This window comes from Microbacterium sp. M, from assembly GCF_045181065.1.
Classification (GTDB): domain Bacteria; phylum Actinomycetota; class Actinomycetes; order Actinomycetales; family Microbacteriaceae; genus Microbacterium.
In genome coordinates this window covers 708,095-725,238 of sequence record NZ_CP173721.1, presented here as the reverse complement: position 1 = coordinate 725,238, position 17,144 = coordinate 708,095, and the positions used below count along the sequence as shown (strand labels likewise).

Annotated in this window: 10 protein-coding genes; 7 read left to right on the top strand and 3 right to left on the bottom strand. The window is 69.2% G+C overall.

Features of this window, described 5'->3' with window-relative positions; all coding sequences use genetic code 11:
* Positions 1-10 precede the first annotated feature (10 nt).
* The gene (locus tag ACI7YT_RS03335) at positions 11-6,937 is read right to left on the bottom strand and encodes a hypothetical protein (RefSeq protein WP_406249071.1); all 6,927 of its coding nucleotides are present in this window, start codon (positions 6,935-6,937) and stop codon (positions 11-13) included.
* Between the two features lie 104 nt (positions 6,938-7,041).
* On the opposite strand from ACI7YT_RS03335, the gene ACI7YT_RS03330 reads away from it, so the two are divergent.
* From ACI7YT_RS03330 to ACI7YT_RS03315, 4 genes are all read left to right on the top strand, one after another.
* The gene (locus ACI7YT_RS03330; protein WP_406250484.1) at positions 7,042-8,331 is read left to right on the top strand and encodes a M18 family aminopeptidase; all 1,290 of its coding nucleotides are present in this window, start codon (positions 7,042-7,044) and stop codon (positions 8,329-8,331) included.
* A 96-nt stretch (positions 8,332-8,427) separates the two neighbouring features.
* Positions 8,428-10,944 carry a collagen binding domain-containing protein gene (locus ACI7YT_RS03325; RefSeq protein ID WP_406249070.1) on the top strand — a complete coding sequence of 839 codons (2,517 nt, stop codon included), beginning with the start codon at positions 8,428-8,430 and terminating at the stop codon, positions 10,942-10,944.
* A 75-nt stretch (positions 10,945-11,019) separates the two neighbouring features.
* A complete protein-coding gene (locus ACI7YT_RS03320) occupies positions 11,020-12,471 on the top strand; it encodes a purine-cytosine permease family protein (protein ID WP_406249069.1) in 1,452 nt (483 codons plus the stop codon).
* A complete protein-coding gene (locus tag ACI7YT_RS03315; protein WP_406249068.1) occupies positions 12,468-13,019 on the top strand; it encodes a cysteine hydrolase family protein in 552 nt (183 codons plus the stop codon). The genes ACI7YT_RS03320 and ACI7YT_RS03315 overlap by 4 nt, the downstream gene beginning before the upstream one ends.
* Before the next feature lie 147 nt (positions 13,020-13,166).
* Here the strand turns inward: ACI7YT_RS03315 and ACI7YT_RS03310 are convergent, their stop codons facing one another.
* Entirely contained in the window at positions 13,167-13,874 is a 708-nt protein-coding gene (locus tag ACI7YT_RS03310; protein WP_406249067.1) for an MBL fold metallo-hydrolase, read from the bottom strand.
* A 73-nt stretch (positions 13,875-13,947) separates the two neighbouring features.
* On the opposite strand from ACI7YT_RS03310, the gene ACI7YT_RS03305 reads away from it, so the two are divergent.
* Positions 13,948-14,472, top strand: coding sequence for a TetR/AcrR family transcriptional regulator (locus ACI7YT_RS03305; protein ID WP_406249066.1), 525 nt, complete (start codon positions 13,948-13,950; stop codon positions 14,470-14,472).
* Positions 14,473-14,515: 43 nt separating this feature from the next.
* On the opposite strand, the gene ACI7YT_RS03300 is transcribed toward ACI7YT_RS03305, so the two are convergent.
* Entirely contained in the window at positions 14,516-14,971 is a 456-nt protein-coding gene (locus tag ACI7YT_RS03300) for an SgcJ/EcaC family oxidoreductase (RefSeq protein ID WP_406249065.1), read from the bottom strand.
* 108 nt (positions 14,972-15,079) lie between these two features.
* Here ACI7YT_RS03300 and ACI7YT_RS03295 point away from each other — a divergent pair, with 108 nt between their 5' ends.
* On the top strand, positions 15,080-16,060 hold the full coding sequence (locus ACI7YT_RS03295; protein ID WP_406250483.1) for a DUF5937 family protein: 981 nt from the start codon (positions 15,080-15,082) through the stop codon (positions 16,058-16,060).
* Between the two features lie 94 nt (positions 16,061-16,154).
* Positions 16,155-17,144, top strand: a complete 990-nt coding sequence (locus ACI7YT_RS03290) for a zinc-binding dehydrogenase (protein ID WP_406249064.1) — start codon at positions 16,155-16,157, stop codon at positions 17,142-17,144.

Below are 17,144 nucleotides of genomic sequence, written 5' to 3'. Positions count from 1 at the left end.
CGTTCTCGTGTCACACCAGTCGTGTCCGGCGGATCCGTGCGATCAGCATCCCGAGCAGACCCAGCGCGATCAGCAGGATCGCCCAGCCGAGTCCGGTCACGATGCCGCCGGTCACGGCCAGTTCGGGAAGATCGACCGTCACCGAATCGGATGCCGAGATCGTCGCCGTCCCGCTGATCGCCGTCACGGTCGCCGCGTTGGTGACGGCGTGCGCCTTCGCCTCGTCCGCGGTGATCGTATAGAGGACGGGGCCGCACGTGAACGACTCTCCCGGTGCGAGATCCGGAGCTTCGCACGCCACCGGACCGCCGAGCTTCGGATCGTCGATCACGACATCGGTCACGGTCACCGCCCCGGTGTTCGTCACCGTGAACCGGAACTGCACCGTGTCGCCGGCGCTGACCTTCGCGTCGCCGTTCGCATCCGCGTAGTCTCCACCGGTCTTCTCCACCGAGATCGCCGGCTGCGCATCGATCGGCGTGGTCACGCTCGACTCGGCGGTGATCTCGGCTCCACCGGCACCGGTCGCCGTCGCCGTCGCCGTGTTCACGACCTCACCGGCGTCGATGTCCGCCTGCGTGAGCGCGACGGTCACCGGCCCGCACAGGACCATCTCGCCCGGAGCGACCGACGTCGCCTCGCACGCGATCCCGCCCTCCGCGCGCGCATCCGCGATCGACAGGTCCGACGCCGTGGTCGTACCGGTGTTCGTCACTGCGAACGTGTAGTCGATCGTGTCGCCGGCATCCGTCACGCCGTTGTCGTTCGCGTCCGCGATCGCGGCAGCCGACTTCACCAGAGCGATGCCGTCGACACCGGTGACCGTGACGTCCTCGGTCGCGGCGGCGTCGACGGATCCGATCCCGCTGCCGGTGACGGTCGCCTCATTGTGCACGGACTGCTCGTCGACGTCCTCTTGCGTGAGGAGGTAGACGACAGGTCCGCACTCGATCGCATCTCCTGGCGCGAGTTCCGCGCCGTCCAGGACGGCGCAATCGACGACTCCCCCGAGCAGCGGGTCCTCGATCGCGAGATCGCGGAGCACCGTCGTGCCGGTGTTGCGCACGGTGAACGTGTAGGCGATCTCGTCGCCGGCGCCGATGCGACCGTCGCCGGTCGTGTCGACCGGAGCCGAGCCGACCTTGTCCAGTGCGATGCCGTCCGAGCCGCCGATGATCACGTCGACGCTCGCATCATCGGCCATCTCGCCCGCCGTCACCGTCGCCTCGTTGTGCACGGTCTGCGCGTCGATATCTTCCTGCGTGAGCGTATATGTGTACGGGCCGCAGTCGATCACCTCGCCGGGGGCGATCGACACGCCGGCGAGCGCCTCGCACTCGAGCACACCGCCGAGCAGCGGATCCTCGATCTCGGCATCCGTCACCGTCGTGGTGCCGATGTTGGCGACGGTGAGCGTGAACGAGACCTCGTCACCCGCACCGATCTGCCCGTCGCCGGTCGTGTCGGCCAAGGCACCTGCGGTCTTGACGAGTTCGATCGCCGCTGTGGCGTCGATCGTCGTCTCGGCAACGGCGGTGTCCTCGACGTCGCCGGTCGGCGCTTCGGCGGTCGCCGTCGCCGTGTTGCGGACGACCCCGCCGTCGACGTCGTCCTGGGTGAGCGTGTACACGACCGGTCCGCAATCGATGCTTCCGCCCGGGGCGAGCGCGGGGCCGTCCAGCCCCGCGCACTCGATCACGCCGCCGAGCATGGGATCGGACACGACGATGCCGGAGAGCGTCGTCGTCCCGGTGTTCGTGATCGTGAACGTGTACGCCACCGTGTCACCGGCGCCCAGGGCGCCGTCGCCGTCGACGTCCGTCGGAGCGCCGGCGGTCTTGCCCAGGCTGATGCCGTTCGAGGCCGTGATGGCGACCGTCGCCGCCGCATCGTCCGCGACGGGTCCGCCGGATGCGGCTGCCGTCGCCGTCGCGGTGTTCCGCACCACGCCCGCATCGATGTCGGCCTGCGTGAGCGTGTAGGCGATCGGTCCGCAGCCAACCTCATCGCCGGGGGCGAGAGCTGCGCCGGCGAGGTCCACGCACTCGAGCACCCCACCGAGCAGAGCATCGTCGATCGCGGCATCCGTCACCGTGGTCGTTCCCGTGTTCCTCACGGTGAACGAGTAAGCGACGGTGTCGCCGGCGCCGATACGTCCGTCGCCGTCCGCATCGACCGGAGCACCCGCCGTCTTGACCAGTGCGATGGCATCCGTGCCGACCACGGCGACATCGGCCGACGCGGCGTCGCCGACCTCACCGGACGGCGACTGCGCCGTGACGGTCGCGTCGTTGTGCACGGTGCCGGCGTCGACATCGGCCTGCGTCAGGACGTAGGTCACGGGTCCGCACTCGGCATCCGCACCCGGCGCGAGTTCGCCGGAGAGGGCGGGGCACTCCAGCGCGCCGCCGAGCAGCGGATCGTCGATCGCGGCATCCGTCAGCGTCGATGTTCCGGTGTTCGTGACGGTGAACGAGTAGGAGATCTCGTCTCCGGCACCGATCCGCCCGTCACCATCGGCATCCGTCGGCGTTCCCGCCGTCTTGATGAGCGAGACCGCCGGCATGCCGGCGATCATGACCTGCGCCGAAGCGTCGTCCTGCACCGGCTCGCGTCCATCGCCCTCGACGGTCGCGGTGTTGTCCACGACCCCTGCGTCGATGTCCGCCTGGGTGAGGACGTAATCCACAGGGCCGCAGCTGTGCGCCTCGCCGGGGGCGAGACTGACCGGGCCGTCGGTGAAGCACTCGACATCGCCACCGAGCTTGTCGTCGGTGAGCGTATCGAGCGTGATGGTCGTCGTACCGACGTTGGTCGCCTCGAAGGAGTACTCGATCTCGTCACCGGCGCCGTACCGGCCGTCGCCGTCGACGTCGGTGACCGCGCCGGTGGTCTTGTGCAGCTCGATCGCGTCCGTGCCGTCGATGTCGGCATCCGTTTCGGCCGAGTCCGTGACCGTGCCGGCCGGCGACAGCGCCGTGACCGTGGCGGTGTTGTGGACCGAGCCGGCATCGATGTCGTCCTGAGCGAGCGTGTATGTCACCGGCCCGCAGTCGATCGACGCGCCTGGCGCGAGCGTGCCGTCCGGAGTCTGGGCGCATTCGATGAATCCGCCCAGGAGCGGGTCCACGACGGCGATGCCGTACAGCGTCGTGGTGCCTGTGTTGGTCACGGTGAAGCCGTATTCGATGGTGTCGCCTTCACCGAGCGCTCCGTCGCCGTCCGCGTCCGTCGGCCGCCCGGCGGACTTCTCCAGGCTCACACCGTTCGCAGCCGGGGTGATGGCGTTCACGCTGTCCTGGTTGGACAGATCTCCACGCGGAGAGGATGCCGTCGCAGTGGCCGTGTTGGTCACGCCGCCGCGATCGATGTCGGCCTGGGTGAGGACGTACGGGATCGGGCCGCACGACACCTCTTCTTCCGGGGCGAGGGTCAGGTCGGCGAACGCCGGGCAATCGAGGGCACCGCCGAGCAGCGGGTCGTCGATCGCCAGGCCCGTGACCGTGGTGAGACCGGCGTTGCGGACCACGAAACTGAAGGCGACCTCGTCACCGGCGTCGATGCGGCCGTCGCCGTCGGTATCGGTGGCCGCGGCCGCGGACTTGGTCAGTTCGATCGCTCCGCTGCCGGTGATCGGCGTCGTCGTCGAATCGGTGTTGTTCGCCGTATTCGGGTCCGCGGTCGCAGAGCCGACCGTGACCGTGTTCGTGACCGACGTGGACGGAGTCGCGGGGTCGACCGTCGCGGTGTACTGGAGTTCGCCTCCGGAGCCGGCAGGGAAGGAGTCGACGACGCAGCGGAACTCGTTGCCCGTGATCGTGCACCCGGGGGTGGTCGTGGTGACATCGATCAGTTCGGCCGGAAGCGGGTCGGAGATCACCATGTCGACGGCGGCGTTCGGTCCCGCGTTCTGGACGACGAGCGTGTAGGTGATCTGTCCGTTGACCGAGACGGGATCGGGTGATGCCGTCTTCACCACCGAGAGGTCGGCCGACGCGGCGACCGTGACATCGACGGCGCTGACCAGGTCTCCGCTGTCCGGATCCGGTGTCTCCGCTGACGCCGTGGCCGTGTTCGTGAAGGTGCCCTCCCCGGTGGCGACGGCGGCCACGGTGATCGTCTCCTCCGCTCCAGGAGCGAGGTCACCGACGGCCCAGCCGTCGACGGACCAGGTGCCTGTCGTGGTCTCGGCGGAGACGAGGGCGATGCCGTCCTCGACGACGTCGGACACGAACACACCCGTCGCTGTGGAGGGACCCTCGTTGCGCACCGTGATCGTGTAGGCGACGTCGCCGTCGAGCGCCACATTCGGCGTGGAGGTCGTCTTCGTCACCGAGACGTCGGCAGACGGAGCGAGGGGGACTTCGACAGTCGAGGAGTAATTGTCGCCGTTCGGGTCCGGCGTGGCCGACGATGCCGTCGCGGTGTTCGTGAGGGTTCCCGTCGCGTCAGGGGCGATGGTGCCCGTGATCGTGACGGAAGCGGATGCGTCGGGGGCCAGGTCGCCCACACTGCAGCTGAAGATGCGTGTGAAGAGGACGCACTCCTCGGACGCGGGGTCGAGCAATGCCTCCGGGAGGAAGTCGGCGATCGAGACCCCGCGGGCCGTCGACGGTCCGTCGTTCGTCACCGTGATCGTGAACGACTGCTCGGTGCCGGGAACGCCGGTCGCGGGCGTCGCCGTCTTCGCGATGCCCACATCGGCGCTCTGCTCCACCGTGACGGTCGCGGACGCCGAGTTGTTCGCCGTCTCCGCGTCATCCGACGGCGACGCGATCGATGCCGTGTTGATCAGGGTCCCGGCCGGAGCGTCCGGCGCGACCTGCACCGTCACGTCGATCGTGGCCGTCTCGTCCTCGAGCAGCGTCGCCCAGTCGCACCGCACGCTCGCGGCGTCGAAGACGCACTCCGCGCCGGTGGATGCGGAGAGGCTCTGCACCGTCATGCCCTCGGGAACGGTGTCGGTGAGAACGGCGTTCTGCGCGATCGACGGGCCGATGTTCTCGACCCCGATCGTGTAGGTGAACTCGTCACCAGCGGTCACCGTCGACGCCGACGCCGTCTTGGTCACGGCGAGATCGGCGATGATCGTCGGATCGAAGCTGGCGGAGCTGGCGTTGTTCGTCGCGTCGGCATCGGACGTCGACGTCGTGATCGTGGCCGTGTTCTGGACCGCCGCATCGGCATCCGGTGCGAGCGTCACCGTGACGGTCGCTGTGACCGTCGCGCCGGGCGCCAGCGTCCCGATGTCGCACGATACGACTGAGTCGTCCAGGGCGCAGGTGCCGGCATCCACCGTGGCGCTGACGAACGTCGTCTCCGGGTCCAGCGGGTCGGTGAGCACGACGTCCTGGGCCGCCGAAGGGCCCGCATTCGTCGCGGTGATCGTGTAGACGACCTGGTCGCCGGCGACCGGTGTCTCCGGCGCGAACGTCTTCTCGATCGCCACGTCGGCGGTCGAGGTGACGGTGTCCGACGCCGTCGAGGTGTTGTTCGACTGGTCGGGATCCGTGGTGGCGGACTCGACCTGCGCGGTGTTCACGACCGCGGAGCCGGCCGACGCATCGGCCGAGAGCGTTCCGGTGATCGTGATCTCGGCCGAATCGCCGACCGCGAGCGCACCACCGGTGCAGTTCACGCTTCCGGTGACGACGCAGGAGCCGTTCGTCGACTGCGCCTGCGCACCTGTCACCGTGGCGGGGATCGGATCGTAGACCTCGAAGTCATCGACCGGCTGCGGACCGTTGTTGGTGACGGTCAGCGTGTAGGAGATCGGTCCACCGGCGACCAGCGGCGACGTGTCGAGCGTCTTGACGATCTCGAGGTCGGCCGCGTCTCCCACCGGAGTCTCCGTCGTCTGCGACGTCGAGACGCGATCCTGCGCGACGACGTCGTCACGGAACGCGACCTGCGCCTCGTTGACGATGGTCATGTCGGCGCCGTCGACGTTGACGCGCGCGTCGAAGGAGTACGTCGTGGTGACGTCGGCGAGGATCGCACCTCCTGCCGTGGCGGTCGCGAGGTCCCCGAGTCTGACGCGAACAGTCCGGTCGCCCGACGCGTATTCGCCGAGGTCGTCGCCTGCGGCATCCGTCAGGGCTCCGGTCCCGGGCCCATTCACGATCTGCAGCGAGCCGGGCACGAAGTCGAGGCCGGGGTCGAGGACGTCGGTCGAGACCGACTGGCGCGCCGGGTTTCCGCCGTCGTTGCGGGTCGTCACGGTGTAGCGCAGGATGTCGCCGACCTCGGCATCCGTCCCGCCGCTCGAGATGTTCTCGACGGTCTTGTCTGTGATGAGGCAGGGGCCGGTGCCGAACGTGATGTTGTCGAGCAGATTGCCCAGGGCTGCGTTGCCCCCCGCCGAACTCACTGCTTCGAAGGCGAAACGAGTGGTGGTCTGCCCCGCCGGCACCGTGTAGGTGCCGGTGTGCGTTCCCCAGGCGAGGCCGTCGCTGAGGTTCGCACCGTTCTGCACCGGGGCGGTGGGCGGGCCGATCAGCACGCGCATGACGTCCGTGCCCTGGCGTCCTCGGTGGTTCAGCGACCAGGACAACGTCTGACCGGGGGTCGTCGGAACATCCTGATACAGCCGGCTGGCACTGTACGCATTGAGCTCGGCGAACTGCTTGCCCTCAGCCGACGCGACGCCGTTGAACCCGCTGCTCCAGATCTCGATCTTGTTCTGCGTATCGGTCGTGAACCATCCGGGGACAGCGGACTCGTCCAGCAATGAGTACTTGCCCGCGGGAACCGTCGGCTGCTCGAAACCGCCATTGACGAGAGCTACGGAGTCCTGACAGACAGTCGGGTCCTGCGCTGCGAGCGCCGGAGTCGGTGCGGCCGCATCGACGACGATGCCCAGCATCGACGCCAGCAGCACGGCGCTGACGGCCAAAGCCGTTCCTCGGAAGGTCCTGCTTCGGATCTCTGCGGGCACGTCGTAGTCCTTTCGCGGGCTAGGGGCCATGCTAGCCCGCGGGGTCAACCGGGAGAACCGGACATAATACGATCGGGGTGATGTCCGTGCCCGGAAGGACCACCATGCCCGTCTCGCCCACCGCCCTCTCCCACGCCGACGATCTCGCGGACTTCGTCGCCGCCTCACCGTCGAGTTACCACGCGGCCGAAGAGGTCGCACGCCGGCTCGAGGAGGTCGGATTCGTCCGGCTGGACGAGGAGCAGGCATGGCCGACGCAGGCCGGCGGACGGTTCGTCGTGGTGCGCGATGGCGCGACGATCGCGTGGGCTGTTCCGACCGACGCGTCGCCCACGACCCCGTCGCACATCTTCGGTGCGCACACCGACTCCCCCGGGTTCAAGCTCAAGCCGAAACCGACCACCGGAGCGCGCGGCTGGCTGCAGGCCGGCGTCGAGGTCTATGGCGGACCGCTGCTGAACTCGTGGCTCGATCGGGAGCTTCGCCTGGCCGGACGTCTGGCTCTCGCCGACGGCCGCGTCGTGCTCGCCGGCACCGGCCCGCTTCTGCGACTTCCCCAACTCGCCATCCATCTGGACCGCGAGGCCAACAGCGGCCTCACCCTGGACAAGCAGTTCCAGACCCAGCCCGTGTGGGGCCTCGGCGACCCCACGGAAGAGGACCTGCTCGGCGAACTCGCGGCATCCGCCGGAGTGGATGCCGCGGACATCCGAGGCTTCGACGCCGTCGTCGCCGACGCGGCGCGCGGCGCGGTCTTCGGCAAGGACGACGCGTTCTTCGCGTCGGGTCGGCTGGACGATCTCGCGTCCGTGCACGCCGGTGTCGTGGCGCTCGGCGCACTCGCGTCCGATGCGCTCGCGAGCGGCGCGATCCCCGTCCTCGCCGCCTTCGATCATGAGGAGCTCGGCTCCGGGTCCCGCTCCGGAGCCGCAGGTCCCTTCCTCGAGGATGTTCTCGTGCGCGTCTACGCCGGTCTCGGTGCGGATTCTTCCGAGCAACGCCGTGCGTTCGCGGCATCCTGGTGCGTGTCCAGCGACGTCGGCCACTCCGTGCATCCGAACTATGCCCACAAGCACGACCCTGTGGTGCAGCCGCTGCTCGGCTCAGGGCCCATCCTCAAGGTCAACGCGAACCAGCGCTACGCCACGGATGCTGTGGGTGCCGCCGCTTGGGCCGCCTGGTGCGAGACGGCCGGCGTGGCATCGCAGGAGTTCGTCTCGAACAACGGTGTGCCGTGCGGGTCCACGATCGGACCGATCACCGCGACCCGTCTCGGGATCCGCACCGTGGATGTCGGCATCCCCATCCTGTCGATGCACTCCGCCCGTGAGCTCGCGGGTGTCAGCGATCTGCACGACCTCGCTCGCGTCGCCGAGACGTTCTTCTCGGCCTGAGCCCGGATCGCGGGCGGATTCGCCGGCCGGTATGTCGAGATTCCCAGTGGCTCGATATATTGGTGCCGACCTCCGCCCTCGATCGGGAGAAGCCCCATGTCGCGCACGAGCACCGTCCGATTCGAACGCCGACGGGGTCGAACCGTCCTGCTCGCTCTCCTGGCCACGGTGATGCTCGTGGCTCCGGCGGCCGGCGGTGCGCTTTCGGCATCCGCTGCCTCGACAGTGACGTGGGCGAGCTGGGCACCGCTGACGGGCGGACCCAACGACTACAGGACGGCGATCTCGTTCGTCGATCGCCCGGCGCTGAGCGCGAACGTCACGAGCGACTCCCGCGGCGGAGCCAGCGTGCCCACCGGCTCGACGCGGTGGCTGTCCGAAGGAACGCCCGTCGGTGCGAAGTACGGCAGCAGCAGGAACAACCCGTACCTGAACCTGCGTCCGAAGGCCGACAACGCGTCCTCGCCGTCGACCACGACCTATTCGTTCGATCGCCCCACCCCGGCATCCGGCTGGGCGTTCACGCTCGGCGACATCGACGCCGACGCCGTCCGCCTGTCCGCGGTCACTGCTTCCGGCGCGCGTGCGACCGCCGCCGACCTCGGGTTCCAGAGCGGATTCAACTACTGCGCACCCGGTGTCGCGGGCAAGCCGTCCTGCACCGGTGACGTGGACGACGTTCCGGAGTGGGATGCCGACGCCCTCACTCTCACCGGCAACGAACAGGCGCTCGACACCGAGGGCGCTGCCGGCTGGTTCGAGCCGACGGTCTCGCTCTCGTCGCTGACGATCGAGTTCACGCGCCGCTCCGGTTTCCCGGTCTATCAGACGTGGTTCTCGATCATCGCCCGCGACATCACCGGCACTGTGACCGACACGGACGCCGGTGCCGGCCTCGAGGGAGCGACCGTCACCCTCATCGACGCGAACGGCGACGTGCTCGGGACGACGACATCGGGCCCGGGCGGCTCGTACGTCTTCCCCGGCCAGATCGCCACCGACGGCTACACCGTCATCGTGACGCCTCCGGCGGGCAAGATCGCCGTCGTGGGGTCCGGTACCGCCGACCTGCGCACCACGGATGCCGTGGTCGACCTGTCGGTGCGCGACATCATCCCGGTAGCGGTATCCGGAACGGTGCGAGATGAGGAAGGCGATCCGGTTCCCGGCGCGATCGTCACGATCCCCACCGACGACGGGGACCTCACAGCGACGACGGGGCCGGATGGCACCTATCTGTTCGACGAGGTCCCGGTCGGGACCTGGCAGCCGACGGCGACCCCGCCGGCGGGGTACGCCCTGCTGACGCCGCCGCCCGCGATCACGATCCCTGCGGGCGACGAGACTCCGATCGAGAACGTCGATGCCGTGCTTGCCGAAAACCCTTCCCTTTCGGGGCGCGTGACGATCGCGGGTGAGGGCGTCGCCGGTGTCACCCTGCATCTCGACGGGCCGAGCGGCCCGCTGACCACCGTCACCGCTGCGGACGGCACATACTCCTTCCCCGGGTTGCCTCCTGGGGAGTACACGGTGTCGATCGACCAGGACGGCATCCCGACAGGGACGTACATCTACACGCGGTCGCGTACGCATCCGGTGAACGATGACGTGACGAACGCGGACTTCGCTCTCGGCCGGTTCGGAACCGTGATCGGTGCCGTCGTCGACGACGCCGGCACCCCTGTTCCCGGTGTGACTCTGAACGTCACCTCCGTCGGTGAGTCCTCCTCCGTCACCACCGCCGACGACGGCACCTACAGTGTGAACGACCTGCGAAACGGGCGGCACACGATCGAAGTGATTGCTCCGGAGGGTTACGAGATCGAAGGCTCGCCGACGATCACCGTGACCGTCACGGACGCGGGCGAGATCTTCATCGACCAGAACTTCACGCTCGTCACCGTCGGTCCCGGGGACCCGGATGCGGACGCCGACGCCGGTGTCGACGTGGACGCCGGAGTCGACGCGGATGCCGCGGTCGACGCGGACGCCGCGGTCGACGCGGACACTGCGGTCGACGCAGACGCCGCGGTCGACGCGGACGCCGCGGTCGATGCGGACTCCGCGGTCGACGCGGACGCTGCCGTCGATGCGGACTCCGCGGTCGACGCGGACGCTGCCGTCGATGCGGACTCCGCGGTCGACGCAGACGCTGCGGTTGACGCAGACGCCGCAGCAGACGCGGACGCTGCGGTCGATGCGGATGCCGGAGTGGACGCGGACGCTGCCGTCGACGCAGACGCCGCGGTTGAGGCCGGCGCCACCGCCACCACCGACACGGACGCAGCCGCGGCGGCCGACCCTGGCACGGCAGCAGAGACGGACACAGACGCCACGGCGGACGCCGACGCGACCGGTTCCGACGCGAACGCTGTCGGAGGAACCGTCGGCGCGAGCGCAGACGCCACCGCAGCAGGCACCGACCCGGCAGACTCCGGCACGTCCGGCGGCACGGGAGCCACCGGCGGAACGACCGGCAGCGATGCGGCCGACCCCGACGACCTCGCCACGACCGGCTCATCGTTCCCGTTCGCGCTGGTCGGTCTCGGTGTCGTGGCGATCGGCGCCGGCGCCTTCCTCGCGATCCGCACGGGGCGCGCCGGACGACGCTGACCCTGCGGGCGCCGCGCGGTGCCAGGATGAGTTCCAGCGGGCGGCTCAGCCAGCAGCCCCCGACTGGAGGCTGTCATGTCTGAGAAGATCGCCGCGGCACCGGCCCTGATCGAGCGCGCCGGCATCGAGATCATCCCCGAGTCCGAGCGCACCGCGAAACCCCGCGACCTGTTCTGGCCGTGGTTCGCCGCGAACGTGTCGGTCTTCGGGATGTCGTACGGGTCGTTCGTACTCGGCTTCGGCATCTCGTTCTGGCAGGCGACCATCGTCTCGGTCATCGGCATCGTGGTGTCGTTCCTGCTGTGCGGACTGATCGCCATCGCCGGCAAACGCGGATCGGCACCGACCATGGTCCTCTCGCGCGCCGCGTTCGGTGTGCAGGGGCAGAAGGTCCCCGGCATCGTGAGCTGGCTGACCTCGATCGGCTGGGAGACGTTCCTGGCGATCATGGCCGTGCTCGCGACCGCGACCGTCATCACCCAACTCGGCGGTGACGGCGACAGCGTGTGGCTGAAGATCGCCGCCACGGCGATCGTGGCGGCGCTCATCGTCGCGGCATCCGTGCTGGGGTATCACACCATCATGAAGCTGCAGTCGGTGCTGACCTGGGTCACGGGCGTCGTGACGATCCTGTACATCGTGCTGGCAGCCCCGCACATCGATCTGAACGCCGTCATGGCGCTGCCCGCCGGAAACGTCGGGCAGGTCACCGGCGCGCTCGTCATGGTGATGACCGGGTTCGGCCTCGGCTGGATCAACATCGCCGCCGACTGGTCGCGCTATCAGAAGCGCACCGCCTCGGACGGCGCGATCGTCGCCTGGAACACGATCGGCGGCTCGGTCGCTCCGGTGATCCTCGTGGTCTTCGGCATCCTGCTCGCAGGGTCGGATGCTGAGCTCAGCGCCGCCATCGCCGCCGACCCGATCGGGGCGCTGGCGAGCATCCTGCCGACCTGGGTGCTCGTGCCGTTCCTGCTGACCGCCGTCCTGGCCCTCGTCTCGGGCGCCGTGCTCGGCATCTACTCCTCCGGACTGACGCTGCTGAGCCTCGGCATCCGCATCCCGCGCCCGTCGGCCGCGGCGATCGACGGCGTGATCCTCACGATCGGAACAATCGTCGTGGTGTTCTTCGCGACCGACTTCCTCGGACCCTTCCAGAGCTTCCTCATCACGCTCGGCGTGCCGCTCGCGTCGTGGGCCGGCATCCTCATCGCCGACATCCTGCGGCGGAAGAAGGACTACGACGAGGCCGCCCTGTTCGACGGCGCCGGACGCTACGGCAACTGGGATTGGACGTCGATCGGCACCATGTTCGCGACGAGCCTGATCGGCTGGGGCCTGGTGGTGAACAACTTCGCCGAGGCAGCGCCGTGGAACAACTGGCAGGGCTATCTGCTGTTCCTCATCGGCGGTCGGGACGGCGAATGGGCGTATGCGAACCTCGGCGTCTTCTTCGCTCTGGTGCTGTCGTTCCTCGTGACCTGGTTCGCCCGCGCGGCGAAGATCCGGCGGCAGGAGCAGGCGTGAGCCGCGCGGACTGGCTGGTCGTCATCGATCCGCAGGCGATCTTCGCATCGACCGGCTCCGCCTGGGGCTCGCCGTTCTTCGGCCAGGCGATGCCGCGGATCCGGGACCTGGCTGGCGCCTTCGGCGAGAAGGTCCTCGTGACGCGCTGGATGCCGACCGCCGACCGCACCACGTCATGGGGCGACTACTTCGCGGCGTGGCCGTTCGCCGATCAGCCGCCGACCGACTCGCTGTTCGGCCTCGTCCCCGAAGCCGCCGACCTCTCGCCGCATCCGCCCCTGGATCTGCCCACGTTCGGAAAGTGGGGACCGGAGCTGGAGGCGATCGTCGGGCGCGGCGCGCGTGTGGTGCTGGCCGGGGTGTCGACGGACTGCTGCGTGGTCTCGACCGCGCTGGCCGCCGCGGATGCCGGGGCGCACGTGACGGTCGCCGCCGACGCCTGCGCGGGATCGACGGCGGAGAATCACGCCGCGGCGCTGCAGGTGATGGCGCTGTATCCCCCGCAGATCACGGTGAGCGATACCGCGACGGTGCTCGCCGCGCGCTGATGCGTCACGGGACGGATGTCGGGAGTTTTCCCGGTTGTCGGGAGAAACGCCGACTGATCGCCCGGCATCCGGGATTGGTCCTGACATCTGTACCCCGAACGACCCGGATCGGACCGGCGCGACCCGGATCAGACCAGCGGGACCGGATCAGGCCGCGCGCACGGCGGCGACGAGCTCTGCCAGGCTCCCATGCCACGGTGCACCGTGTCCTGGCAGCACCCAGGATGCCGAGATCTCCGCGAGCCGATCGAGAGACGTGTCCGCGACGGCGGGCTCATCGGTGAACGGCGCAGGCTGGGCTCCTTCGCGCCCTGTCAGCACGTGACGCGTGGTGAGCGCATCGCCGACGACCACGGCATCCGCTGCGGGAATGTGCACGGCGATGCTGCCGGGCGAGTGCCCCGGCATCCCGATGATGAGGGGAGAACCCGGGAGGTCCAGGACGTCGCCGTCCGCGATCTCGACGACATCCTGCACGTACTGCGTGCGCATGCCGTTCTTGCGCAGCCCGTACGCGAAGAAGGCGAGCGTCGGCCACAGGCGGGCCGGGCCCATCGGCGTCTTGGGCTTCTCACCGGTGCGCGCGCGATGTGCGTCGGCGGCGTGCACGAAGATCGGCGCGCCGGTCTCCTGGCGCAACCGCTCGGCGAACCCGATGTGGTCGCTGTCGCCGTGCGTGAGGATGAGCCCTCGGATGTCCGAAAGCGACCGTCCGATGAGCGCGAGCTCGTCCTGCAGGTCGGTCCAGTGCCCTGGCAGTCCCGCGTCGATGAGCGTGATCCCTTCGGGCAGATCGATGAGGTATGAGGCGACGATGTCGTTGCCGAGGCGGTGCAGGTGCGGCGCGAGCTTCATGTGCGGTCCTTCCAGATGACATGGCTACGATATGTAGCTATCATGGCTACTGACAATAGCTATGGAGGATCGAATGCCCACACCCGAACGCACCTCGTACGCGGAGATCATCGCCGCGGGGCGGGAGATCCTCGAGCGGTCAGGACCCGCCGGACTCACCATGCAGGCCGTGGCGGCGAGGGTCGGGGTCCGAGCGCCTTCGCTCTACAAGCGCGTGAGGGATCGGGACGCACTGCTCGCCGCCGTGACCGAGGCCGTCGTCGACGACCTCGCCGTGCACCTGGAATCCGTGGGCGGCGGCCTTCCCGAACTCGCGGTCGCCTACCGGACGCATGCGCACGAGCATCCCGAGGGGTTTCGACTGATGTTCACGGCGGCCGCTCCCCTGTCGTCATTGGACCGCGCGGCAGCCCCCGTCATTCGAGCGACGGCTGAACTGGTCGGCGCGGATGCCGCGCTGGACGCGGCACGGTTGTTCACGGCATGGGCGACCGGATTTCTGCAGATGGAACTCGCCAGCGCCTTCCGCCTGGGCGGCGATGTGGATCGCGCGTTCGAGTACGGTCTGGAGCGCATCATCGCCGGACTGCAGGATTAGAAGCCCCGACGTATCGCGGGTGATCGATCGCCCACGACCTCGGCTATCCCGCTGCGACGAGGGTGTTCTGACGACGCAGGATCCACCACCGGCCATCACGGCGCACGAAGGTGTAGTGGGCGTTCATCTCGGGAGACGCGCCTCGGCGGGCATCCTCGGCGGTCGACCAGGCGCTCTTGTGCGCGACGACCACGTCAGGGGCGATCAGCGCGATGTCGCTCAGGCGGTAGTGCGCCGTCGCCACGCTGAGCGGCCCGCGGGCGAGCCCCTCTCTCGTGGCGGACTCTACCGCGGCACGGCCGCGAAGGACGATCCCGACGGCGTTCACGATCACGGCATCCGGCGCGACATGACGCAGGAGGAGGTCGGCATCGTTCTCGTTGAACCCGCGCTCGACATCCGCTATCACGCGATGGATCGCCGCCGCATCCTCCGCACTCGGCGTCGGCCGGTCGAGGTCGTCTGCGGAATCCGGAGAAGGCATGGTGTGCTCGGTCATGCGATGAAGTCCACTTCATCAAGTGCACTTGAGGTCAAGCGCCGCGCCGGACGACATGCTTCCGCGCGGGGCGCGTCGCCTTCCGCCCCGCCTATCATCGGTCCTGTGATGATCGAACTCGACGCGGCGCAGTTGTCACGGGTGAGGTTCGCGGTGTCGCCGCTGTGGGAGGTCGGACTCGCCGCCCTGGTGCTGCGTCGCCCCGACCCCGGAGCGCTCTTCCGACGCTGGGCCGAGCAGTCCCGGCGACGGGTCGACGCGTCGGCGCTGGACCGCATGATCGCGTTGACCGCCGGTCACGACTTCGTGCCCGACATCTTCAGCGCCATGCCAGGGAGCGAGCAGCCGGATATCTCCGAAGCACCGGCTCATCTGCGTGCGCTGCCGGACGAGCTGCTGGATCGGGATCTCGCCCGGCTCGACCGAGCGCACCAGGGCCGGAGCAGGTGGATCCAGTCGCTGATGGAGGATCATGCCCGTGCGCGCGGGGAGATCGCGGATGTCGTCGCCGAGTTCTGGCACGGCGCGATCGCGCCGCATTGGGAGGCGTTCCGGAGGCTGGCACGCGCGGACATCGCCCGCCACGCGATCAACGCCGCAGACGGAGGGCAGGGCGCCATGCTCGACGGAATCCACCCCGGCGTCGTCTGGACCGGGTCGGCACTCGACATCCTCGGAGCGTGCGAGACCAGCTTCGGTCCCACACCGGCCGAGGACGGAGTTCTGCTGACTCCGTCGGCGTTCGCCTGGCCGCACGTGCACGTCATGTCGAACGCGCCGTTCCAGCCCGCCATCGCCTACGGAGTGCGGGGATTCGGCACGCTGTGGGAGACCGAGGGCGCGGATGCGCCGTCTCCCGCGGTGGAGAGGCTGGTCGGCTCCAGGCGAGCACGAGTGGCCGCAGCGATCGCGACACCGGCTACGACGACGGAACTCGCCCACGCGCTCGGCATCGCCCCCGCGACGGTGAGCGAGCATCTGCGTACGCTGACGGACGCCCGGCTCGCGAGCGCGCTGCGAGACGGCCGCTCCGTCATGTACACGTTGACCGATCTCGGACGCCGTGTGCTGTTCGCGGAGACGTTCTAGGCTGCGGACTCTGCGTGGATTCGGCGGTGGCCGAATCCACGCGTACCCCATCCGTCTGCGGCGAGAATGGGGCCGATCCCCGAGGAGGCCCCGCATGTCCACGCGTTCCCGTCAGCTCCATCTCATCCGCAGACCCCACGGCCTCCCCGAACCGCGGGACTTCGACATCGTCGAGGCCGCACTCGCGGATCCGGAAGCCGGCGAGGTTCTGGTCGAGAATCTCTGGGCCTCCGTCGATCCCTACCACCGCGAGGTCTTCGAAAGCGTCGAGCTCGGCACGGCGCTCGAGGGGCGCGCCCTGGGGCGCGTGCTCGCCTCGAGGAATCCCGAGATCGAGGTGGACGACCTGGTCATGCACCGGGACGGCCTGCGCACGCACACCGTCACGTCGCAGGCGCGGGTCATCCGCCCGCCGGCGGGAGTGCCACTCGAGGCCTATCTCGGCATCCTGGGCGGCACAGGCCTGAGCGCCTGGGTCGGTCTGACCACGATCGGCGGGCTCGAAGCCGGCGAGTCGGTTCTGATCACCGCCGCGGGCGGAGGAGTGGGCACCGCTGCGGGCCACATCGCCAAGGCTCTGGGCGCCGCTCCGGTCATCGGCGTGACCGGCAGCCGGGCCAAGGCGGACCGTCTCCTCGCCGGCCCGTTCGACGAAGTGATCGTCTACCGCGACACTGCACTGGCGGACCGACTCGCCGGTCGCGACATCCGGCTGGCCCTGGACGGCGTCGGTGGCGAGCAGCTGGAGGCGGTCATCGGCGGGATGGCCGACGGCGGGCGCATCGCCTGGGTCGGCGGCATCTCCGGCTACAACACGCCGACTCCGCCGAGCGCTCCGCGGAACCTCCTCGACCTGGTGCACCGCGAGATCGCGCTGCACGGCTTCCTCGTTCGCAATCACATGGACGAGCGCGACCGCTACGAGGCTTTCATGGCGCCCCTCGTCGCCGATGGAACGGTGCCCGTGGATCAGACCGTCGTCGACGGCCTCGATGCGGCACCCTCCGCACTCATCGGAGTACTCACCGGCTCCAACTTCGGCAAGCATCTCGTGCGTCTCGCCGGTCCCGACCTGCCACACTGA